We start from the raw sequence: 24,287 nt of genomic DNA on the forward strand, positions 1-24,287 counted from the left end.
TGTTTTAAATTATTAAAAAAAGGCTTTAACCTAATTAGATTAAAGCCTTTTTAAAAGCAAATTTCTATTCTGACTAATTAATAATTAATTTTTGAGTTGAAGATTGACCGTTTTCGTTTTTAAGTTGAATAAGGTACAACCCTTCTGAAATACCTTCAACGTTAAAAGCATGTCCTTTTTCAAAATCACCATTAAACGATTTTATTTCTTTTCCAGAAACATCAATAATCGATACATTGTTTAATTTAATATTTACCGAAAATGTCGTTTTAGTTGGGTTTGGATATAGTTTAATAGAATCTTCTACATCAAAACTTGTAGTGCTTAAACTTTGAGGAGCAGCATTACCAAAAATTCTAAATTCACCAGCAGGAATATTAATTGTTGCAGCTGTGTTTGATACGTTTATTGATGTTGAATTTGTTTCGTCCATTAAATCATACCAAGTTCCTGTGTATGGAAAATCAGGAACAATGTTTTGAGCTGTTAAATCAAAGTTTGCTAAAATCACTACATTTTTTAACTCTGTTGCAGGAATAGCATCATTCCAAATAAAAATGCGAGGTGTTAAATCTCCAGAGTCAATAGAGTAGTCACCTTCAAAAACATCTTCGTTAATTTTTAAATCGTTTAACCTTGCCCAATCACTAAACACTTGACTTCTATTTGGATCACTTGTCCAGTTATTAGCCCATTGTGGTTGTGGTTTTGTAGCCAACTTACAGTCACCATCATTATTTCCATCATAATCACTATTTACTACACCATTATCACAAGTCCAAATAGAAATGTCCATTCCTAATTCAGCAAAATGCCATAACATTTTAGGACCAGGAATCATGATAGATGTTGCACCAATGGTTGACATTCTTGTTAAAGCGGTATTTAAATCTGTTATATCATAACTACCATTGCTAGCGCCAAAGGTTGCCATCTCGTACATTACACGGTCTTTATCATGACTTTCTGGGTAACCTAAAGCTCTTTTCATTGTAAACCCATGTTCGTTACTTCCCATACCGCTAATGTTTGCAGCATTACCATTACCAAGGTTTTTGTAATCGTTCCACATTTCTTTCCACATCATTACACCTTTAGGAATAGTTTCTCCAATACGGTAGTTAGCCCATTGTTGTTCTTCAGGATCAGACCCTAAGTGTTCAAATATAGCATAGTGATATGGGTCTAAAGTCCAAGAGTAGTCTACGTATTCTCTTAATACATCTACACGATCTTGTTGATAACCATTTGTACAATTCTCGTCTCCAGATGTACAGTTTTGAGTGAATCCTTTTGTTAAATCCCAACGAAAACCATCTATATGAAACTCTTCAATCCAATGTTTAATGACACGTTTTGTATAGTCTTTTGTTATTTGGTTTGAATGGTTAAAATCATTTCCAACATTATAAGTATGTGTAGGTGTTACATTAAAATATGGGTTTTGACTATTTGGTTCTCCCCAACCATCTCCATCAGGATCATTCATCCACATACGTACCATTGGGTTACGTCCAAAAGCATGGTTTAGTGCTAAATCTAAAATTACAGCAATACCGTTTTGGTGGCAAACATCTATTAATTCTTTTAATTTATCTTCTGTACCATAAAATTTATCTAATGCCATATGAAAGGATGTATTGTATCCCCAGCTTTCGTTACCTTCAAATTCCATTACAGGCATTAACTCGATAGCATTAATGTTTAAGCTTTTAAAATAGTCTATTTTATCTATGACATCTTGATAATTTCTGTCTGCATCAAAGTCTCTAACTAAAAGTTTATAAACAATTAAGTCTTCTTTTTTAGGCTTAGTAAAGTTTATGACTTGCCAGTTGTAAGGTGTTTGTGCTGTTTGTAAAACAGTAACCTCGCGTTCTTGACCTGCAGGATATGCTGGCAAGTTTGGGTATGATGCAGCAGGAATCCATGGATCATCAAAAGGTGACAATACTAAAGTTGAATAAGGGTCTGCAGTTTTTACTAAAGCAGGAGAGTTTGCAGGCGGATCTAAGTCAAATACCCAGTATTGGTAAGTTTCTATTTGATTAGGAGTCAAACCTGTTAATTCCAACCAATATTTACCTGTACTAGGATCTCTTTTCATTGCATAAGAGTTGTCAGGGTTATAGTTGTTAAAGCTTCCTGCAACTTGAATGTATTCTTTGTTTGGGGCACTTAATACTAAAGTAGCTTTAGTAGGATCAGTATCATAATTGATACCGTCTTCTAATCCTGCTGGAATGCTCTGCTCAGTAGTATTTGATATAACTAATACTTCAAAGCTAACTTCTCCAGTATCTGTAGTATTAGTAGGAGAACCTACAAATTTTACAGTACCACTTTCTGTTATGTTTGGAATTGTAGTGCTACAAGTAGGAAATCCACAAGTACCTGTTGCTACAGAGACATTATTGTAGAATACCTCAAAACTTCCTTGTACAGTAACAGAGCCTTGATAAGCAATAGTGGCGCTTATTGTTAAATCATCTCCAGATTCTAAAACAATAGGAGTGCTTGATGGATTATTAAGATTTATTTTTACACTACCAATAGGAAATATATAATCATTACATCCATTATCTTTTAATTCTGCAGTACCATCAGCATTTCTAAAAACTACACCCATTTGAGTAGCGGCATCTGCTTGAGCTTGAGATAAGCTATAGTATGTTTGAGGTGTTATTGTTATACTAAAAGTTCCATCTCCATTATTAGTCATTTCTCCAACACCATCATCTTGTCCCCAATTCCCAATTACATTAAATCCAAAAGCATTAGAATTGTCTCCAATACCTGAATGCATATAAACCTTAGAAGGATTGTTAAGACCATTACAATTAGTGTCTGTAAAATTATTTGTATCTACAGTAATAGTTACAGGTTGATCAACTTCTATAGTAGACACGTCAAGAGAGACTTGAGCATTGATACATCCAACTATTAAAAAGATAATATAAGATAATTTTTTTATCATACTTTAGTTATTAAAATGAAACAAGGCTATCAGAAAATAGCCTTGTTTCTTTACGTTTTTAATTTATTGTAATTGTTTTGTTTACAGTATCTACAGTCAAAGTATATGTGCCAGGCGAACCAGTAAAAGAGAAATTACTATCTCCGTCATTTGCGTTTTGAAAGTTTGCATCTATGCTATATCCTTCATTTTCATAATATGGATAATTAAAACTTGGTGAATCCCACTCTAAAGAGGCATCGGTGAAGAACCTAAATGCATCATTTGCAAATGTAACATCCCCAGAATAAACTCCATTTCCAGTACACGGTAAAGAAACAGGCGAAGCCCATCCCCATCCCGCATCAGGGACACCAGCACCTACAAGCCATAATTGGTCGTATTCACAATTAACACCAGTTTGTGGTTCTAGTAAGTTAACGGTTATAGCTTGTATAGGTGTAAATTTTTCTGTAGTTGATATTGGGTCTCCAACAAAAGCTCTTACTCGAAAGTTTAAATCACCCATTCCTGGAACAGGAATTTCATAAGCTTCAGCTAATAACTTTAATTCTCCAATAGAGACTTCAATTTGATTATTTGCATTAGACAAAGTAGGAACTATGGTTGCATCTGAAAAATCGCCTAATACAGAAGACTGTAACTCATAAGATACGTTAGTAGGAACATCAAAATTTGCAGGGTTAAAAGAAAATATTACACCAATATTGTCATTAGTACTACTTTCGGCAGGTAAAGAGTACTCTGATAAAAATGTATTGGTGAATTCAAATTCTCCTTGTGGAGCTGCAACAAATTCTAAACTATCATCTTCTTCACAAGAAGTAAAGCTTAAGAATAATGTCAAAAATAAAGCTGATATTTTTATAAAATTTTTCATTGTTTCAATTTTTAATTAGTAACCAGGGTTTTGTTGTAAATTAGGATTAGCGTCTAAAGCAGATTGTGGTATAGGGAATAATCTATAAGAATCGGGTATAGATGTACCGTTTAAGGTGTTACCTTTCCAAGGCCATAAGTAGCTTCCACCTGTAAACATACCAAATCTAATAAGGTCAGTTCTTCTATGTCCTTCTAAGTTTAATTCTCTAGCTCTTTCGTCTATAATAAAATCTAATGTTAAATCTGACATATTTATTAAATCTGCATTAGCTCTATCTCTAACTAAATTAACATATGTTAAAGCATCATTCATGTTTGTGTTAGAAGCACCTCTTAAAGCACATTCTGCATACATTAAATATACATCTGCAAGTCTATAAAGCGGGAAATCTGTTCCTGAGAATGAAGTTCCTGTTGTAGGTGTTTCGTTAAAATCGTTGTTTCTAAACTTAATTGAAGGATAACCATCTGTCCATTCTCTGTAATCTGTCATAGTGTAATTGTGACCATCCGTCCAGAATAAACTTGCTCTAACATCATTAGATGTATTTAAATCTCCAAATAGACCATACCAAGCTTCTGTTGCTCTGTGACCTTGCCAACCTTCGGCAGCGCCAAATTCTAAGATAGGAATAGTATCAGGACTTAAATTACCATTTACGATGTATGTAGTGTTACCAAAGCTTTGACTATTTACTGCGTCTGCAATTAGAGGGTAAATAATTTCTGTAGATACATGATTGTCTCCAGAGAAATTTTGAACAAAATTTTCTTCTAATTGATAACCACCTTCATTTATTATTTTATTGATATAAGTTGCTGCTTCTGTATACATTGCTGTTCCTGTGTATACTTCGGCATTAATATATAATTTAGCTAATAACATATCTACTACGTATGTGTTTGCTCTACCGTAACCATTGTCGTTTCCAATAGTTGGTTCTATATCTAATAATTCTGACTCAACAAAGTTAAATAACTCTTCTCTTGAAGCTTCTGGTAAGAAATCTGATGATCCAGAGTTTTCTTCAGTAACTAAAACTCCTTTTCCAAATGTATCTATTAAATAGTAGTAAGCTAAAGCTCTTAAAAATCGTACTTCGCTTTGAATAGATTCAGGTATTTCAACACCAGCATTAGGTAAAACTGTTAACAAGTTGTTACATTGGGGAATCGTATAGTATGCACGATTATATAAATATCTAAAAAACTTGTTGTTACTTGTCCATTGAGATGTTGTTGTTAATTGGTCTAAACCATCATCTCCCCAACGATTTTTCATGCCATCGGCAGTAAAATCTTGTAAGTTGATAATACCTCTTAAAAAAGGAGACTCACCTGGATCATCAGAAACATCAGAACTTCCAGGACCATTTGGTCCTGATAATGCAAAAGAAGCATAAAGTCTAGATAATAAACCTTCTATTGCATTTGGGTCTTGATCTAAAAGCTGTTGTAGAGTAAGCTCTACTTTTGGTTCTGTGTCTAGATCGTTGACACATGACGTAATCGTTACAAATAACGCCAATCCAAAAAATGTTAATATTAATTTTTTCATAGTCATAATTTTAAAAATCTAAGTTTACACCAAATGTATAAGCTGTTGGTCTTGGGTAAAACGCACCATCTATTCCTCCAAATTGTTCAGGATCTTGTCCATCGTAATTAGTTATAATAAAAGGATTGTTTACCGATGCGTAAAGCCTCATGTTTGTATTTTTTATAAAATTGTTAGGTAAACTATAGCCAACAACAATATTTTCACATCTCATAAACGCTGCGTCTTGTAGGAAATAATCAGAGAACTGTATGTTTCCGTTAGCATCCTGAAAAGCAGGGTTAGCAGCACCATTATAAAAATTAAGTACATTTGAGATACTTGTATTATTGTTAGGAGCAGCACTTTCTGTAAATCCAAAACGTAAAGCATTTAAGTCATAAACTTTTCCATCTAACTGACCTCTAAACGTTGTACCAAAATCCCAATTTTTGTAGTTAAAGTTTAATCCAAATCCAAAATTCCAGTTTGGTCTAAGAGGTGTATAGTATTTGTCTTCTTCAGTTATTTGATTGTCTCCATTTAAATCTACAAAAGCATTTGGTATTGGGTTACCATCGGTATCATATACTTGTTTGAATACACCAGCTTGGTAAGGTTCTTTACCTTCTAAGTTGAATAATAAATTAGATCCTGTATTTAATAACTGACCGCCAATGTTAAGTCTATTAACACCTCCTAAATCAGTAACCTCTGTTTTTGCATAAGATAAATTACCATTAATACTTAAGCCTATATCTTCTTTTTGGATAGCATTTAAGTTTAAACTAAGTTCAAAACCTTCACTATCTGTACTTCCAACATTTTTAATAAAGCTATCTGTTAAAGATTGACCTGGTGGTAAACTTACTCTTGATAATAAATCTGTAGTTTCTCTTTTAAATACATCAAAACTACCTGTTATCAATCTGTTATTAAAGAAAGCAAAATCAATACCAGCATTTAATGTTGTTGTTTTTTCCCAAGTTAACCCAGTTTGAAATGCATTAGCAGAATATAAATTATATCCAGGTAAGTATTGACTGTTTTGACTTCCTACAGAAAACAATGGACTTGTTGGGTAGAATCCAGAAACGCCAGTAATATTTTGTTGTCCTGTTTTACCCCATCCTAATCTTAATTTAAGATCATTAACAAAATTTACATTTTTTAGAAAGTTTTCTTCTTTTACTTTCCAAGCTAGCGCAGCAGAAGGGAATAATCCCCAAACTTTATCTCCCCAAATGTCATCAAATACAAATAGAGAAGATGCGTCTGCTCTTAATGATAATGTTAAAAGGTATTTGTCCTTGATATTAATATTTGATCTTGCAAAAAATGATTGTAAGTTTTGAGTGTTATAATATCTATTGTTTGGATTGTTTGGGTTTAATACTAAATATCTTTCTCCAATAGCTACACCATATTGATCAACTTCTTCTTGAGTAGATGCGTAGTTATAAGTGTCATTATTACCATCGTTTTTAAAATTTTGGTAAGCGTATCCAAGCTGGACATCGTAATTATTAATAAACGAATTTTGTAGGTTTTTTGCATATTTTAAATAAGCATCAAAAGTTGTATTAGTTATATGTTGTCTTTCAGCATAATTTAATCCAGGATTAAATACTCCTTGACCATTTTCATCTAACTTATAAGTAGCTAAAGCGCCTTCGCCAAAAGTCTCTCTAATTTTAGATCTAGAAGCATCTAAACCAACATTAACAACAGCTTTTAACTCAGGTAAAAAAGGCATAGTGTAATCAAATTCTATGTTTCCTAAAAATCTAAATGCTTTTTCAGGTCTTTCACGTTGCTCAAGTAGCGCTAGAGGATTGTATTGTCCATCAATTAGATTAGGGTTTGTAGCATTTAAATTAGTATAAAACCCGTTAAATATACCTGAAGTATTATAAATTGGTTTTGTTGGGTCAAATACTAATGCGCCACCTAAAGCTCCACCAGCATCTGTTGCATTTTTCTCTGCCCAAGTTAGTTTTGCATTGGTATCAATTTTTAAATTATCGTCTAAAAGTTGAGGTGATAATTTAAATGAAGCACTAAATCTTTCATAATTCTCTGCCCAAGTTAGTTTTGCATTGGTATCAATTTTTAAATTATCGTCTAAAAGTTGAGGTGATAATTTAAATGAAGCACTAAATCTTTCATAATCGTCTGTTCTTACAACACCTTGTGCGTTGTTGTAACCTATTGAAGCTCTAAAAGGTGTGTTTTCTCCTAGATTAGCTCTAGCAGAAAAATTAGTGTTAGATGTAAATGCTGTTCTAATAATTGCATCTCTCCAGTTAGTGTCATAAATAGCTCTATCTCCATCAGGAGTATTTAAGATATAACTAACAGGTTCGTTTGTTGTAACAGAACCAACTGGTACACCAAGACTGCCTACTAAATCTGGATGATACTCTTGTATAAATCTTACATAACTATCACTATCCATCATATCTATACCTTCTCCAGCGCTACTAGCAGTTACTGTTGTAGAGAAGTTAAATTGTGGTGCTCCAGAAGTTCCTCTTTTTGTAGTAATAATAATTACACCGTTAGAGGCACGAGAACCGTAAATTGCTGTAGCAGATGCATCTTTTAATATAGTGAAGCTTTCTACATCATTAGGATTTACTAATGATAAAGGGTTGCTTACACCTGCTGGATTTTGTGTACCTACAGGTATTCCGTCAATTACTATTAATGGACTACTATCTGCATTTAAAGAGGCGCCACCTCTAATTCTAATATTAGGAGCAGAATCTGGTGATCCACCACTATCTGTAATTCTTACACCTGCTGCTTTACCTTGCAGTAATTGATCCGTAGATTGAATGGCTCCTTTGTTAAAATCGTCAGATGAAACTACATCTACAGACCCAGTTAAATCTTCTTTTTTAACACTACCATACCCAATAATTACAACTTCGTCTAACTGGGCAGAGTCTTCTGCTAAAGCCACGTTAATTTTGTCTTGACCATTATATGTTACTTCTTGAGTAATAAATCCTACGTAAGAAAAAACTAAAACTTCTCCTTGATTAACTTGTAGGCTATAATTACCATCAAAATCTGTAACAGTACCTTTGGTTGTGTTTTTAACTAAAACATTAACTGTTGGTAATGGCAATGAGGTTGCTTGCTCTGTAACTGTACCAGTTACTGTGTTCTGAGCCATTATTAGAGATGGTATCAGAATAAACGCAAACAACAACCCTTTAAAAATTGTTTTCATACAATTGCTATTAAATTATTTTATTAGTCTATTTTTAAATATATTTTTACTTCTCGTTATAAAGCTATGTAAAATTTATGTTAAATTGACGTAACTCCTTTGTTAACAGGTTACTCAAACGTTTTCGTGTTGAAAACTTTTGGTTATTTAACAAAAGAGACCGTAAAATTTTGCAAAAATCACATTTAGAACGTGCTTTTAATAGCAGGTTTTTAGTTTAAAGGAAATAATTTATTAAATTCTCAATACAAAAGCAACACAAACATATTGATTAACAGTATCTAAGATGAAAAAAAAAGTAACATTAAAGCAAATAGCAAAAGAATTAGATGTATCTATATCTACAGTCTCTAAAGCATTAAAAAACAGTATTGAGATAAGTGAGGATACAAGACAAAAAGTGCAAGCTTTTGCTAAACTCTACAATTATAGACCTAATAATATTGCTTTGAGTTTAAAAAACAGAAAAACAAAAACTATAGGTGTAATTATACCAGAAATTGTTCATCACTTTTTCTCCAAAGTAATAAGCGGTATAGAAAAAGAAGCATTAAATAGAGGTTATAATGTTATTGTCGGTTTGTCTAACGAGTCTTTTTCTAACGAAGTAATAAATATGGAGATGCTGGCTAATGGTAGTATAGATGGATTTATACTTTCTGTGTCAAAAGAAACTATGTTGCTTCAAGATTATCATCATTTAACCGAAACTATTAATCAAGGTATGCCAGTAGTAATGTTTGATCGTGTGATAAACGAAATTAATTGTGATAAAGTAATTGTAGATGATTTTGAAGGCGCAGTAAAAGCTACTAATAAACTTATTGAAAATGGTTGTAAAAAGATTGGTTTAATTACAACAAAGGATTATATAAATGTTGGAAAATTAAGAACCCAAGGGTATTTAAAAGCGTTAGAAGATCATCAGATTTTTCCAGAACCAGACTTTATCTTAAAAGTAGATGACGAAAAACTTTCAGAAGAAAATCTTGAAAGTTTGGAGAAAGAAATAGAAAGCTTTTTTAAAGCAAACAAAAATCTAGATGGAATAGTTGCAGTTAACGAAATCTATGCAATTACTGCGATGAAAGTTGCTAGAAAGTTAAAAATAAAAATACCTGAAAGTCTTCAAGTAATTGGTTTTACAGATGGTGTATTGTCCAAGCACGCTGTGCCAAGTCTAACAACGGTTAGTCAGCACGCAAGCCAAATGGGAGAAAAAGCAGCAGAACTTTTAATTAATAATCTAGAGAGAGAAGACGAAGAAGAGGTATACGAAACCTTTACAATTCAAACCGATTTAATAGAACGAGAATCTACAAAATAAGATTTTTAACATATAATCTTAAAATGTTTTTTATCTTTACGGCAATCAAAACTTATATTTTTACTTCTCACCTTTAAGTTTTGATAGGTTTTTTCAGCTTATCAAATAGTATAAATTTAATAATACTATAAATGAAAAAACAGAAGTTAGGATTTTGGGAAATCTGGAACATGAGTTTTGGTTTTCTTGGGATTCAATTTGGATTTGCCTTGCAAGGAGGCTTTATGTCTAGAATTTTTCAAACATTAGGCGCAGCTAAAGATGAAATCCCTTTACTATGGATTGCAGCACCGTTAACTGGACTTTTAGTTCAGCCAATTATTGGATATTTAAGTGATAGGACTTGGCACCCAAAACTAGGAAGGCGTAGACCTTACTTTTTAATCGGAGCTATTTTAAGCTCTTTAGCCTTATTTTTTGTGCCTTACTCGCCTGCACTTTGGATAGCAGCTGGTTTTTTATGGATTTTAGATGCATCAATTAATGTGTCTATGGAGCCATTTAGAGCTTTAGTTGCAGATAAGTTACCAGATTCACAAAGATCTTATGGTTTTGTAGTACAAACATTAATAATTGGTATTGGTACTTGGATAGCTAGTAACCTACCATGGATGGTATCTCAATTTGGTGTTAGCGATTCTGCAGACTCTGGTGTCATTACAGACACTGTAAAAGTAGCTTTTGCAATAGGAGCTTTTGTGTTTTTAATTAGTGTATTATATACAATTTTTACAACTACAGAATATCCACCAGAAGATATGGAAGAATTTGAGCGCGAAAAAGCTCAAAAAAACAACTTCATAAAAGACATAACAAACAATATAGGTAGTATGCCAACAACCATGAAAAAACTTGGTGTTATCCAATTCTTTTCTTGGTTTGCGTTTTTTACAATGTGGAGTTTAGCTAATCCTGCACTTACAGAGCATGTCTTTCATACTCCCGCACCTATAGAAACTGCTTTTGATATGGCAGACAGCGCACAAAAGCTAGCTTTTGATACTGCAAACACAGCATTTCAAAAATCTTCAAATTTAGTAGGTTCTGCAATGGGTATTTATGGCTTGTCATCTATGGCGTTTGCTTTACTACTAACTTTTTATACTTCCAAAAGAAGAATTAATAGAAAATTTGTACACATGGGTTCTTTAATATTAGGAGGTATAGGTTTTTTAATGATGAATATAGCAACTCCTGAAACCCTAAAATATTGCTTTATTCTTATAGGTTTTGCATGGGGAAGTATTCTTTCAATGCCATATGCTATGTTATCTAGTAGTGTAGACCCTAAGAAAATGGGAGTAATCATGGGGATATTTAACATGTTTATTGTAATTCCTCAAATTATTGCCGCACTTGGTGGTATTAATTTTATCTCTGGATTATTAGGTGAAGAAGCAATAAATGCTATGACAGTTGCAGGTATAAGTTTAGTTATAGCTGGACTTTGCAATCTGTTAATTACAAACAAAAATGCAATTACATATCAAATAGAAGAGAATTAAAATGAATAAAAAAGGCTTCATATTCGATTTAGATGGTGTTATCGTAGACACAGCAAAATATCACTTTTTAGCTTGGCAAAAACTAGCAAAAAGTATCGGTATTGATTTTTCGCACGAACAAAACGAACAACTTAAAGGTGTAAGCAGAGTTAAATCTCTTGAAAAAATCTTAGCATGGGGAAATAAAACCATTTCAGAAGACAAATTTAATGCCTTAATGGCTTCAAAAAATGATGATTATTTAAGCTTTATAGCAAAAATGAATCATGAAGAAATTCTTCCCGATGTACCCAAAGTTTTAAATTACTTGAAAGAACAAAATCAACCTATTTCTCTAGGATCGGCAAGTAAAAATGCACGTCAAATTCTTGAAAAGGTAGATTTACTAAATCAGTTTGATGCAATCGTAGATGGTAATGACGTAAGCAAAGCAAAACCAGATCCAGAAGTATTTTTAATTGCAGCAAAATCATTAAACGTAAACCCAGAAGATTGTATTGTTTTTGAAGATTCGGTTGCAGGTGTTCAAGCTGCAAATACAGCAAATATGATTTCTATAGGTATAGGGGAAGAAAACGTATTACATGAAGCAGATTATGTCTTTTCAAATTTTACAGAAATAGACACTGCATTTATAGATAAATTAATAAAAAGATAAATTATTCATTAACAATGAATCAAGATTATATACAACCAAACAATTGGTCAATTATAGAAGAAGGATTTGACGTAGATCGCGTAAAATCTTCAGAAAGTTTATTTAGCATCGGTAATGGCGCAATGGGTCAACGTGCTAATTTTGAAGAGCAATACTCAGGACCAACCTTTCAAGGTAGTTATATTGCTGGCGTGTATTATCCAGATAAAACTCGTGTTGGTTGGTGGAAAAACGGATATCCAGAATACTTCGCTAAAGTACTTAACGCACCTAGTTGGATTGGTATTAATGTGACAATTAATGGAGAAGCTTTAGACCTTTATAAAGCAAAAAGCATAGACAACTTTCGTAGAGAATTAAATATGAAAGAAGGCTGGCTATCTAGAAGTTTTGAGGAAACACTTCAAAATGATTTAAAGGTAGAAGTCAACATCGTTCGTTTTTTAAGTTTAGATTTAGATGAAGTCGGTGCGATAAAATTCAACATAAAACCATTAAACGGAAGCACAGCTATTCAGTTTCAACCTTATATAGATAGCGGTATTACTAACGAAGATTCTAATTGGGATGATAAGTTTTGGAATACCACAAATGTTGAAGCTATAAACGACCAAGCATTTATAGAAGCGCATACCATGAAAACTAATTTTCATACCTGCACCTTTATGCAGTCTCACGCGTTTATAAATGATGAAAAGCAAGATATTGCGCCAGAAGCAACTTCAACAGAACAAACAATTGCATTTTCATATAATGTAGAAGTTGATCAAAATCAAACTGCAAGTTTAGTAAAGTTTGGTGGTTATACCGTAGATAGAAATTATGAGAAGGATCAATTAATAGAGGCAGCAAAAACAGTATTGTCAAAAGCTAACACAAAAGGTTTTGATTCACTTTTAGAAGACCAAAAACAAGCTTGGGCAGAGATTTGGAAGATGTCAGATATTACTATATATGGTGATGTAAAAGCACAACAAGGTATTAGATTTAATATCTTTCAACTTAATCAAACCTATTTAGGGAAAGACTCTAGATTAAACATTGGTCCAAAAGGGTTTACTGGCGAAAAATATGGCGGTAGTACCTATTGGGATACAGAAGCGTATTGTATTCCTTTTTACATGGCAACCAAAGACCAAAAAGTAGCTCGTAACTTATTGCAATACCGTTATAATCACTTAGATAAAGCTATAGAAAACGCGCAAAAATTAGGGTTTAATAATGGAGCAGCACTTTACCCAATGGTAACCATGAATGGTGAAGAATGCCATAACGAATGGGAAATTACCTTTGAAGAAATACATCGTAATGGTGCAATTGCTTTTGCCATATTTAATTATTACCGTTATACAGGCGATTATAGCTACATTCCAGAAATGGGATTAGAAGTACTTATTGGTATAGCTAGATTCTGGCAACAACGTGCAACATTTTCTTCAGACAAAAATAAATACGTTATTTTAGGAGTTACTGGTCCAAACGAATACGAAAACAATGTAAACAATAACTGGTACACTAATTATATAGCAAAATGGTGTATAGATTATGCTTTGCAAAATATTGAAAAAGTAAAAGAAGAATTTACCTCAGATTACAACAGGATTATGGATAAAGTTTCTTTATCTCCTAAAGAAATGGAAACTTGGCAAGATGTTGCAAACAACATGTATTTTCCTTATTCAGAGAAACATAATGTTTACCTGCAACAAGATGGCTTTTTAGATAAAGAGTTAATCACGGTTGAAGATTTAGAAAAATCACAAAGACCAATTAATCAAAAATGGAGTTGGGATCGTATTTTACGTTCTCCTTATATCAAACAAGCAGATACATTACAAGGGTTTTACTTCTTCGAAGATCATTTTACAGATGAAGAATTAAAACGTCATTTCGATTTTTATGAGCCATTTACAGTACACGAAAGCTCACTATCGCCATGTGTACACAGTATTCAGGCAGCAAAATTAAATCAAATGGAGCAAGCTTATGCATTTTACTTACGTACATCACGTTTAGATCTTGACGATTATAATAAAGAAGTAGAAGAAGGATTACATATTACCAGTATGGCTGGTACATGGATGAGTATAGTTGAAGGTTTTGGAGGTATGCGAGTTAAAGACAATAAACTTCATTTTGAACCAAAAATCCCAAAAGAATGGGATGCATATTCATTTAAAGTAAACTTTAGAGATACAATTGTTAAGGTTACTATTTCTCAAAATGAGTCTAATTTTGAATTAATCTCAGGACAACCTTTAGATATAATAGTAAACAATCAAGCTAAAACTGTACAATAAACATCATTATTAATACATCAAAACAAATGAAATTACTAAAACCATTAATAATATTACTTTGTCTTTCTGTAAGCGTTGTAACTGCGCAACAGTTAACATCACCTAATGGCGAGTTGACCATGCAATTTTCACTTCAAGAAGACGGAACACCAACTTACAAATTACAATACAAAAATCAAGAAGTTATAAAAGAAAGTCGTTTAGGGTTTCATCTTAAAAACGATAAAAAATCATTGTTAGATGATTTTAAAGTTACAGATACTAGTACATCTACTTTTAAAGATACATGGCAACCGGTTTGGGGAGAAGTTAAAGAGATAACTAATCATTACAATCAGTTAAAAGTAACTTTAACACAAAATGAAACAGACCGAATTATGATTATTAATTTTAGGTTGTTTGATGATGGTTTGGGATTTAGATACGAGTTTCCTACGCAAAAAAACTTAGTGTACTTTACCATAAAAGAAGAACGTACACAATTTGCAATGACAGGAGATCATACTGCATTTTGGATTCCTGGTGATTATGACACGCAAGAGTACGATTATACAAAATCAAAACTTTCAGAAATTAGAGGCTTATTTGATAAAGCAGTAACAGGTAATGCCTCTCAAGAACAGTTTTCTAAAACAGGTGTGCAAACAGCTTTAATGATGAAAACAGATAAAGGTCTATACATCAATTTACATGAAGCAGCTTTAATTAATTACTCTTGTTTATCATTAGATCTAGATGATAAAAACTTTATTTTTAATTCACACTTAACACCAGATGCTAGAGGCGATAAAGGTTATTTACAGTCACCAACAAAAACACCTTGGCGTACAATAATAGTAAGTGATGATGCTAGAGATATTTTAGCCTCAAAACTAACCTTAAACTTAAACGAACCTTGCGCAATAGAAGACACATCTTGGATTAAACCAGTAAAATATATTGGTGTTTGGTGGGAAATGATTACAGGTAAAAGCTCTTGGTCATACACCAACGATTTGCCATCAGTAAAATTAGGAGAGACCGATTTTACAAAAGTGAAACCAAACGGAACTCACGCAGCAAACAATAAAAACGTAAAGCGTTATATAGACTTTGCAGCAAAACATGGTTTTGATGGTGTTTTAGTTGAAGGTTGGAATGAAGGTTGGGAAGATTGGTTTGGTCAATCTAAAGACTATGTATTTGATTTTGTAACACCTTACCCAGATTTTGATGTAGAAGAAATTCATGCTTACGCAAAATCTAAAGGCGTAAAAATGATCATGCATCATGAAACGTCTTCGTCTGTAAGAAATTACGAGCGCCATATGGATGAAGCATACCAGTTTATGAAAGACCATGGTTACGACGCAGTAAAAAGTGGATACGTAGGAGATATTTTACCACGAGGAGAACGTCATTACAGCCAATGGATAGTAAATCACTACCAATATGCTTTAGAAAAAGCAGCAGAATATCAAATTATGGTTAATGCGCATGAAGCAGTTAGACCAACAGGTATTAGTCGTACTTACCCTAATTTAATAGGTAATGAGTCTGCTCGTGGTACAGAATATCAAGCATTTGGTGGTTCTAATGCTAATCATGTTACAATTCTTCCGTTTACACGTTTAATTGGAGGACCAATGGATTACACACCAGGAATTTTTGAAATGGATATTAGCAAACTTAATCCAAACAACAATTCGCATGTAAATAGTACCATTGCAAACCAATTAGCTTTATATGTAACCATGTATAGCCCATTACAAATGGCTGCAGATTTACCAGAACACTACCAGCAGTTTATGGATGCGTTTCAATTTATAAAAGATGTTGCAATAGATTGGGACGAGAGTATTTATATAGAAGCAGAACCAGGAGATTATTTAACTGTAGCACGTAAAGAAAAAGGGTCTAATAATTGGTTTGTGGGTAATGTAAATGGTAATAATCCAAGAGAATCTACAATTAAATTAGACTTTTTAGATAAGGACAAAACATATACTGCAACGATTTATGCAGATGCAAAAGATGCGCATTATAAAACAAATCCTCAGGCTTATAAAATTTCAACTAAAAAGGTAACTAACAAATCAAAAATTTCTCAGCTATCTGTTCCTGGTGGTGGATATGCAATTAGTATTATAGAAAATAAATAAGATGAAATTAACTAAAAACATAGTGCTGTTTTTTGCAATGCTAACATTATTTTTTTCATGTAAAAATGAAGAAGACGAAGCATTAAATACTAAAACAGAAACAGTAACAGAAGTTAAAAATGAAGTAAACCGTGTAGAACCGCCACATTGGTGGGTTGGTTTTAAAGAGGCATCACTTCAGTTATTGGTTCATCATCCAAATATTTCAAAAGCAACACCAAGTATATCTTATGCTGGTGTTGCTATTAAAAAAGTTAATAAAGCAGATAGCCCAAATTATCTATTTATTGATTTAGAAATTTCAGAAATAGCAAAATCAGGACAGTTTAATATTCATTTTAAATTTGAAGATGGTACTAAATTAGTACAAACCTATCAACTAAAAGACAGAGACAAAGCAGTAGACCAATTTGTTGGTTTTGACAGTAGCGATGCTATTTATTTAATCACGCCAGACCGTTTTTCTAACGGAAACCCAAACAACGATAGTGTTGAAGGTTTGCAGGAACAAGGTGTAGATAGAAATCATGATTACAAACGTCATGGTGGTGATATAACTGGGATTACTAATCATTTAGATTACATTAGCGATATGGGCTTTACACAAGTTTGGTCTTGTCCACTGCTAACAAACAATATGGAAAATGGATCATATCATGGATATGCAATTACCGATTATTATCAAGTAGATCCTCGTTTTGGGACTATGGAAGAGTACATTAATCTATCTCAAAAAGCAAGAGAAAAAGGTATGGGATTAATCATGGATCAGGTAGCAAACCATTGCGGAGTGTTACATTGGTGGATGAAAGATTTACCATTTAAAGATTGGGTTAATCAACAATCTAAATTTGAAAAAAGAGAACCTTTAAATAATTCTAATCACAGACGTACCGTTAACCAAGATTTATACGCATCAAACCAAGATAAAAAAGAAATGACCGAAGGTTGGTTTGTCCCAACAATGCCAGATTTAAACCAGCGTAATCCTTTTATGGCTAAATACATTACGCAAAATAGCATTTGGTGGATAGAAACTTTAAAACTTAGCGGAATTAGACAAGATACCTATCCATATCCTGACAAAGATTTTATGTCTAGTTGGGCAAAACAAATAATGACAGAGTATCCTAACTTTAGTATTGTTGGAGAAGAGTGGAGTTATAATCCATTACTTATTGGGTATTGGCAGGCAGGACATAAAAATAAAGATGGCTACAATGGGCATTTAAAATCGACAATGGATTTTGCAATGAACCAAAATATTGTAGACGCTTTAAATCAAGACGAAGCTTGGGATCGTGGTTTGATTAAAATCTACGAAGGATTAGCTAACGATTTTAGTTATACATCACCAAAAGACATCATGATTTTTTTAGATAATCACGATAAAAGTAGAGTTTTTACTCAGTTTGATGGTGATATAACAAAAACTAAAACAGCATTAAGTTACATGTTAACCTTACCAAGAATACCTCAAATCTATTACGGAACAGAAATTTTAATGGACGATTTTGAAAAACCTGGTGATCATGGATTAATTCGTACAGATTTTCCTGGCGGTTGGCAAGATGATGCTGTAAATGCGTTTACAGGTAAAGGGTTAACAGAAGAGCAATTAGATATGCAACGCTATATAAAAACATTACTTAATTATAGAAAAGAAAGTAATGCCATACATAATGGTAAAACCATACATTTTGCACCATTTAATGGGACTTACTTTTTATTTAGAATTGCAGAAGATGAAACCGTAGTTCATATTATTAATAAAAACGAAAATCCAATAACAATAGACTTAAACCGTTATAACGAAGTTGGTTTAAAAGGAAAGACGTTAACCAATATAATTACTGGTGAAACTATGATTTGGGAAGATGCGATTCAATTAGATAAAAAAGGTAGTTTGATACTAACAACCAAAACAAAAAATTAAAATAAATATAAACATGAAAAAACTAATCTTACTATTAACAATAGCGGTGCTTTTTGCTTGTAAAGAAGAACAAAAACAAGCAGAGCCTGAAGCTAAACAAGAAGATACATTTCAGCCAATTACAGATGCAGATATTGAAAGCGGCGTAATCTATGAGGCTAACATCCGTCAATACTCGCCAGAAGGTACTTTTAATGCCTTTACAAAGGATATTCCTGTATTAAAGGACTTAGGTGTAAAAGTAATTTGGATGATGCCAATTAACCCAATTTCTGAAGTTAAAAGAAAAGCAACTGACGGACAATTTACCAGTGATATTGAAGACGAAAAAGAACGTGCAAAATATCTAGGTAGTTACTATTCAGTATCAGATTACAAAGCAATAAATCCTGAATTTGGTAATCTAGAAGACTTTAAAAACTTGGTAGATACTGCGCATGACAACGGAATTTATGTAATCGTAGATTGGGTGCCAAATCATACAGGTTGGGATCATCCATGGATTACTGCTCATCCAGATTGGTACACTCAAAACGATAAAGGAGAAATTATAGATCCAATCAATCCTGAAACTGGAGAATCTTGGGGATGGACTGATGTTGCCGATTTAAATTATGATAATACGGAGATGCGTAAAGAAATGATTAACGATCTAAAATATTGGTTAACCGAAGCTAATATTGATGGCTATCGTATGGATGTTGCGCACAAAGTGCCACAAGATTTCTTTGAAGAAGTGACTAAAGAGTTAAAGCAAATAAAACCTGTTTTTATGCTTGCAGAAGCAGAACAACCAGCATTGTTAGAAAAGGCATTTGACATGCAGTATGCTTGGGAAGGACATCATTTATTAAATGAACTAGCTAAAGGAGAAAAAAATGCTGACGATTTTCAAGCTTATATTAAAAAGCAAGATACAGTGTTGCAAGACGATGATATCAACATGAACTTTGTAACAAATCACGACGAAAACTCTTGGGCAGGTACTTTAAGAGAACGAATGCCAAATAGTAAAGAGCTATTTACAGCTTTAACTTATACCATGCCTGGTATGCCTTTAATTTATTCTGGGCAAGAGTATGATTTAGATCACAGATTATTGTTTTTTGAAAAAGATAGCATCCCTAAAACTAAAGGTGATTACTTTACTTTGTTACAACGTTTAGGCGAATTAAAAAATACAAATTCAGCCTTAAACGGAGGTAAAGACGCAGCTGCTTACAATGCAATAGACGCAGGACCAAGTGTGATTGCATTTAGCAGAACAAAAAATGATGATGAGGTTATTTTTGTTGCAAACATTTCAGATGAAAGTATTAAAACTAGCATACCTCAAAAAGGAAGTTATTTAGATTACATTGCTAATCAAACAATCCAATTAAAAGGCGATGCAATTGAGTTAGCTCCAAACACATACAAAATTTATGTAAAGCAATAGTTTTACACTATTTATTTGAATTTTAAAAAGCGCCTTTTTAGGCGCTTTTTTTATAAAGGAAAGATAGATTTAGGAATGGCATGAAAACCTGTTTTATTAATCTCGTTTTCTATTGTAATAACCTCTACTAATTTAGAAGTTTGTACAGTAAATTGCTTAGGATAGGTATCTGCATCTATAATCACTTTTTCTACACCATCAACTCTTAAAGCAGCGTTTTTAATTAACTCTAAATCTTCAAGTTGTTTTGCATTGGTTTCAAATACTTTCCCATGGTTACCAGGGATAACGTTTTCTGATATTAAACTCATGATAATTGTTTTAGATTGGCTAGTTAGCTAACCATTTATTAAGTATCATAAAGTTACAAAATGTTAAAATACACTATTCCTAATTATTTTAACATTTGCGTTAAAATGCTGTTATATTTTAATGTTTTTGATAGTTTTTAGGTTGAAAATTTCACCAATAATAAATAGAAATACGATAGAATATTCAATACCAATTAACCACAAGTTTTCGGTATTATCTTTATTTGCATATGCTAGGTAACTTAACACGATAACTAAGCTCCAAACTATTACATATTTGTAGTTAGAAAACACCGAAAGAAGTACCAATGTAGCTAAATACCATGGATGAACGGTAGTGCTTAATAAAAAGTAAACTGTCAAGCCTAAAAGCATGTTAACTATTAATTGTTGCATATTATTTACTTTTCTAAACAAAGCTAAAGACCAAACAATTATAAAAATTAAAAGTGCTAAGCATTTACCAATAATAGCAATTTGATTATATCCAGATATACTGTATCCAATAGCTCTTGCAATGTAATAGATACTAGCATTAAATTCAAAATTATTAAACCAAAGCGCTGTTGTTTTAGAATAATTTGTAATAAAATCTGAACTTATAAAGGGTAAAAATAATAATAGTACAGTAATACCAATAACAGCATAAAAACCAATTAAGGATTTTAAGTTGTGGTGTTTTAAAAACCATTTTATAAAAAATGGTAATAATAAAACAGGTATTAATTTAGTTGAAATTGCAAATGCAAAACATATAGCAGACCAAAACCATTTGCCTTTATGAAGAAGGTAAAGACTAAATATGATAAAAAATATCATTATGCTTTCAAAATGCAAATTACCAGTTAATTCAATAATAATTAAAGGGTTTAACGCATATAGAAAAATAGAATTTTCTGGAAGTTGGAAAGCTTTTAATAATTTTCTTCCATAAAATATCACTCCAATATCAGCAAGGATAATACATACGCGCATTCCAATTATAGAACTTAGTATACTGCTTCCCGGAAACCAATTACCAAGTACAAAAAACAACTGATTAATAGGCGGATAATTACTGTTGTTACCTTGACTAAGCCAGCCCATACCATCGTAAAGTTGTTGTTGGTTGGGCATTTGTTGTGCTAAGTTTTGATTAACAATTTCGTTAGCAGAATATAGGTAAGGGTTGATACCTAATTGATTAAGGTATCCGTCCCAAATAAAGCGATAAAAATCTTGTGATAGATTAGGAGTTGATAATAAAAACACAAGTCGACATAAAATGGCTGCTACAAGTAAAAACTTAAAGTTACCACTAGTTATTTGTATTAATTTATAACTTACTATAAATAAAGCTACATAAAGCGTTATAAGCTTAATATAGTCTGTCCGTGCTAAATTATAGGCAAAACTAAAATAGAATAATAAACAAGCAAACGTAAGAAGTATTGAAATCTTATTTAGTTTGAAAAATGTTGTGTTGATTTGCATTAATCAAATATAGCTAATAAAGAAACCTGTTGAGCATTTTGATTTCAAAATCATAATAAAGCGTTAGTTCGAGTGATTTTGAGGTACGAAAAATTGTATCGAGAACTTGTTTAAATTAAAAAAATTCTATTCTCGATACTGATTTTACTCATTTTGAATCGTAAAATCCACTCGAATTGACAAATTTTAAATAGCTAATAAAGACATAAATTAAGCCTTATTCTAGGTTTAGAACTTGTTCTTGGCAAGTACGTGCGTTAGCGATAGTAATGGTTAGCTTTTGGCGAGGCTTGCATCGAGCCAAAACTAGTAATGGATAGCGCGACCACTTGTGGTAACGCCCAAAAAAAACTAAGCTTTTGAAGTTAAAGACTTAAAGAATACAAATCCAAAACCAATTGTAAGCATTAAATGGAAAGGGAATAATCCAAAATCACCACCTTGATCACCAACTATGAATGCACTGTACATTCCGAAAGCGAAATAAAGCATTAAAAGACCTTCAAAAACAACGTTAATACTAATGTTTTTGCGTAAGTATTTATTGCCTTTCCAGCTATCTTTAAGTGAACTAATGTTGAATTTTGGCGTACGTACAAACTCGCTTCGTTTACCAATATGTCCTTCTAAAACTGCAATTGAATTATGTAAAGAAAAGCCCATTGCGATAGAGAAAAACGTAAAGAACATACCAATATATTTGATAAAATCTTTAAACGTGTTGCCATGACTACGTTTGTACATAATCCAATAACAAACAAAGAAGATAATAGTACTCATTACAAAAAAGCTCATAATGTAAAAGTATGGTCTTAAATGCGCATATTCGTTTTTAATGTAAAGCATTGGTATACTTAAAATACCAACAATTAATACATTTAAAAACATGGTACTATTTAACAAATGTAAAATACCGTGTAATTTGGTTTTAGCAGAAATATTCTTGCTAGTTAAAACGCGCCAAAGCATTTTTCTGAAGTTTTCTGCGCCACCTTTATTCCATCTAAATTGTTGTGATCTTGCTGCACTGATAACAACAGGTAATTCGGCTGGTGTTTCGACATCTTCTAGATATTTAAATTCCCAGTTTTTAAGCTGTGCACGGTAACTTAAATCTAAGTCTTCGGTAAGTGTATCGCCTTCCCAATTTCCTGCATCAATAATACAATCTTTACGCCATACACCAGCAGTACCGTTAAAGTTGATAAAATGACCTTTGCTATTACGTCCAACTTGCTCTAATGTAAAATGTGCATCTAAAGCAAATGCTTGTATTTTTGTTAATGTTGAATAATCGCGGTTGATATGTGCCCAACGTGTTTGTACAACACCAATTTTATCATTTTTAAAATATGGGATTGTTTTTTGTAACCAGTCGTGTTCTGGTAAGAAATCGGCATCAAAAATGGCGATAAATTCTCCTTTTGCAATTTCTAATCCTTCTTTTAATGCACCAGCTTTAAACCCTTGTCTGTTGGTTCTGGTAATATGTTTGATGTCTAATCCTGTTGCTGCAAGCTTTTCTACGTGTGCTTTGGTTGTAATTACGGTTTCGTCTGTAGAATCGTCTAAAACTTGAATTTCTAATTTATCCTTTGGATAATCTATTAAAGCAATGTTGTCTAATAATCTGTCCATAACATACAACTCGTTAAAGACAGGAAGTTGTATGGTTACATAAGGTACTTCTTCTGGATTATTTAAATTGAATTTTGGACACTTATCCTTTTTACGTTGAGCTGCTAAATAATTAAACATTAAGTTTAATTGCGCTAACGCGTACATGAATATTAAAATTAGCGAAATGCTGTAAATGACTATTAATGTGGTTTCTAAAATCACTATTTAAAACTATATTTGAAAATCCAGGACAAAATTTTTATGCCTGCAAATATACTACCTTTTATGGTTCCTGAAACTTTTGAGACACCAATTCTATTTCTGTAGTTTACAGGTACTTCTGTATAACTAAGTTTTTGCTTTAATGCTTTTAACTGCATTTCTACTGTCCAACCGTACGTTTTGTCAACCATATTAAGGGCTAACAGCTTATCGTACTTAATAGCTCTAAAGGGACCAAGGTCTGTAAATTTAGCCTTAAAAAAAAGTGACATTAATTTGGTTGCTAGCCAATTTCCGAAGATTTGTTGAGGTGTCATAGCACCATCTTCTCTTAATTCTTTAACACGACTACCAATAACTAAGTCAATATTATCTTCAATAATAGGAGCAATTATTTTAGTAAGCTCTTCTGGATAATCACTATAATCACCATCTAAAAATACAATAATATCAGGTTTAGACTGTTGCTTAGAGATGTAATCCATACCTTTTAAACACGCATAACCATAACCTTTTCTGTTTTCTGTTAATACGGTTGCACCTGCATGTTTTGCATTAACTTCTGTAAGATCTGTAGAATTGTTGCTAACTACAATAACTTCTTCTACTAAAGAAGGAATGTCTTGTATAACATTTGCAATTGAGTCTTGCTCGTTAAAAGCAGGAATAATGACTTTTATTTTGGGCATTTAGGCATTTAATCTTAGCGCAAAAATACA

Annotated in this window: 15 protein-coding genes; 7 read left to right on the forward strand and 8 right to left on the reverse strand. The window is 32.4% G+C overall.

Going from position 1 to position 24,287, the window contains the following annotated elements; genetic code table 11:
* Positions 1 to 73 precede the first annotated feature (73 nt).
* Genes WA340_RS13740 through WA340_RS13755 form a run of 4 tightly spaced genes read right to left on the reverse strand, consistent with a single transcriptional unit; the run spans position 74 to position 8,637 of the window.
* On the reverse strand, positions 74 to 2,977 hold the full coding sequence (locus WA340_RS13740) for an alpha-amylase family glycosyl hydrolase (protein WP_336129495.1): 2,904 nt from the start codon (positions 2,975 to 2,977) through the stop codon (positions 74 to 76).
* A 58-nt stretch (positions 2,978 to 3,035) separates the two neighbouring features.
* A complete protein-coding gene (locus WA340_RS13745; RefSeq protein ID WP_336129496.1) occupies positions 3,036 to 3,857 on the reverse strand; it encodes a SusE domain-containing protein in 822 nt (273 codons plus the stop codon).
* A gap of 15 nt (positions 3,858 to 3,872) precedes the next feature.
* Positions 3,873 to 5,417 (reverse strand): RagB/SusD family nutrient uptake outer membrane protein, encoded by a 1,545-nt coding sequence (locus tag WA340_RS13750; RefSeq protein WP_336129497.1) that lies wholly within the window; start codon positions 5,415 to 5,417, stop codon positions 3,873 to 3,875.
* A 10-nt stretch (positions 5,418 to 5,427) separates the two neighbouring features.
* A complete protein-coding gene (locus tag WA340_RS13755) occupies positions 5,428 to 8,637 on the reverse strand; it encodes a SusC/RagA family TonB-linked outer membrane protein (protein ID WP_336129498.1) in 3,210 nt (1,069 codons plus the stop codon).
* Positions 8,638 to 8,923: 286 nt separating this feature from the next.
* Here WA340_RS13755 and WA340_RS13760 point away from each other — a divergent pair, with 286 nt between their 5' ends.
* From WA340_RS13760 to WA340_RS13790, 7 genes are all read left to right on the forward strand, one after another.
* Positions 8,924 to 9,964, forward strand: a complete 1,041-nt coding sequence (locus WA340_RS13760; protein WP_336129499.1) for a LacI family DNA-binding transcriptional regulator — start codon at positions 8,924 to 8,926, stop codon at positions 9,962 to 9,964.
* Positions 9,965 to 10,095: 131 nt separating this feature from the next.
* Entirely contained in the window at positions 10,096 to 11,469 is a 1,374-nt protein-coding gene (locus WA340_RS13765; protein ID WP_336129500.1) for an MFS transporter, read from the forward strand.
* A 1-nt stretch (position 11,470) separates the two neighbouring features.
* On the forward strand, positions 11,471 to 12,127 hold the full coding sequence (gene pgmB, locus WA340_RS13770; RefSeq protein WP_336129501.1) for a beta-phosphoglucomutase: 657 nt from the start codon (positions 11,471 to 11,473) through the stop codon (positions 12,125 to 12,127).
* Positions 12,128 to 12,141: 14 nt separating this feature from the next.
* Positions 12,142 to 14,427 carry a glycoside hydrolase family 65 protein gene (locus WA340_RS13775; RefSeq protein WP_336129502.1) on the forward strand — a complete coding sequence of 762 codons (2,286 nt, stop codon included), beginning with the start codon at positions 12,142 to 12,144 and terminating at the stop codon, positions 14,425 to 14,427.
* Between the two features lie 26 nt (positions 14,428 to 14,453).
* Positions 14,454 to 16,568: a glycoside hydrolase family 97 protein gene (locus WA340_RS13780; RefSeq protein WP_336129503.1), complete on the forward strand. Its 2,115-nt coding sequence runs from the start codon at positions 14,454 to 14,456 to the stop codon at positions 16,566 to 16,568.
* 1 nt (position 16,569) lies between these two features.
* On the forward strand, positions 16,570 to 18,504 hold the full coding sequence (locus WA340_RS13785) for a glycoside hydrolase family 13 protein (protein ID WP_336129504.1): 1,935 nt from the start codon (positions 16,570 to 16,572) through the stop codon (positions 18,502 to 18,504).
* Positions 18,505 to 18,517: 13 nt separating this feature from the next.
* Entirely contained in the window at positions 18,518 to 19,942 is a 1,425-nt protein-coding gene (locus tag WA340_RS13790; protein WP_336129505.1) for an alpha-amylase family glycosyl hydrolase, read from the forward strand.
* A gap of 50 nt (positions 19,943 to 19,992) precedes the next feature.
* Here WA340_RS13790 and WA340_RS13795 read toward each other — a convergent pair whose 3' ends face one another.
* The 4 genes from WA340_RS13795 to WA340_RS13810 all read right to left on the reverse strand — a co-directional run bounded on the left by WA340_RS13795 (position 19,993) and on the right by WA340_RS13810 (position 24,257).
* The gene (locus WA340_RS13795; RefSeq protein ID WP_027880963.1) at positions 19,993 to 20,253 is read right to left on the reverse strand and encodes a heavy-metal-associated domain-containing protein; all 261 of its coding nucleotides are present in this window, start codon (positions 20,251 to 20,253) and stop codon (positions 19,993 to 19,995) included.
* A gap of 111 nt (positions 20,254 to 20,364) precedes the next feature.
* The gene (locus tag WA340_RS13800; protein ID WP_336129506.1) at positions 20,365 to 21,726 is read right to left on the reverse strand and encodes a glycosyltransferase family 87 protein; all 1,362 of its coding nucleotides are present in this window, start codon (positions 21,724 to 21,726) and stop codon (positions 20,365 to 20,367) included.
* Positions 21,727 to 22,077: 351 nt separating this feature from the next.
* On the reverse strand, positions 22,078 to 23,511 hold the full coding sequence (locus WA340_RS13805) for a cellulose synthase family protein (protein WP_221184965.1): 1,434 nt from the start codon (positions 23,509 to 23,511) through the stop codon (positions 22,078 to 22,080).
* 56 nt (positions 23,512 to 23,567) lie between these two features.
* Complete coding sequence (locus WA340_RS13810; RefSeq protein ID WP_336129507.1) at positions 23,568 to 24,257, reverse strand: glycosyltransferase family 2 protein; 690 nt, start codon at positions 24,255 to 24,257, stop codon at positions 23,568 to 23,570.
* Positions 24,258 to 24,287: the final 30 nt, after the last annotated feature.

Source organism: Mesoflavibacter sp. CH_XMU1422-2 (assembly GCF_037029245.1).
Lineage (GTDB): Bacteria > Bacteroidota > Bacteroidia > Flavobacteriales > Flavobacteriaceae > Mesoflavibacter > Mesoflavibacter zeaxanthinifaciens.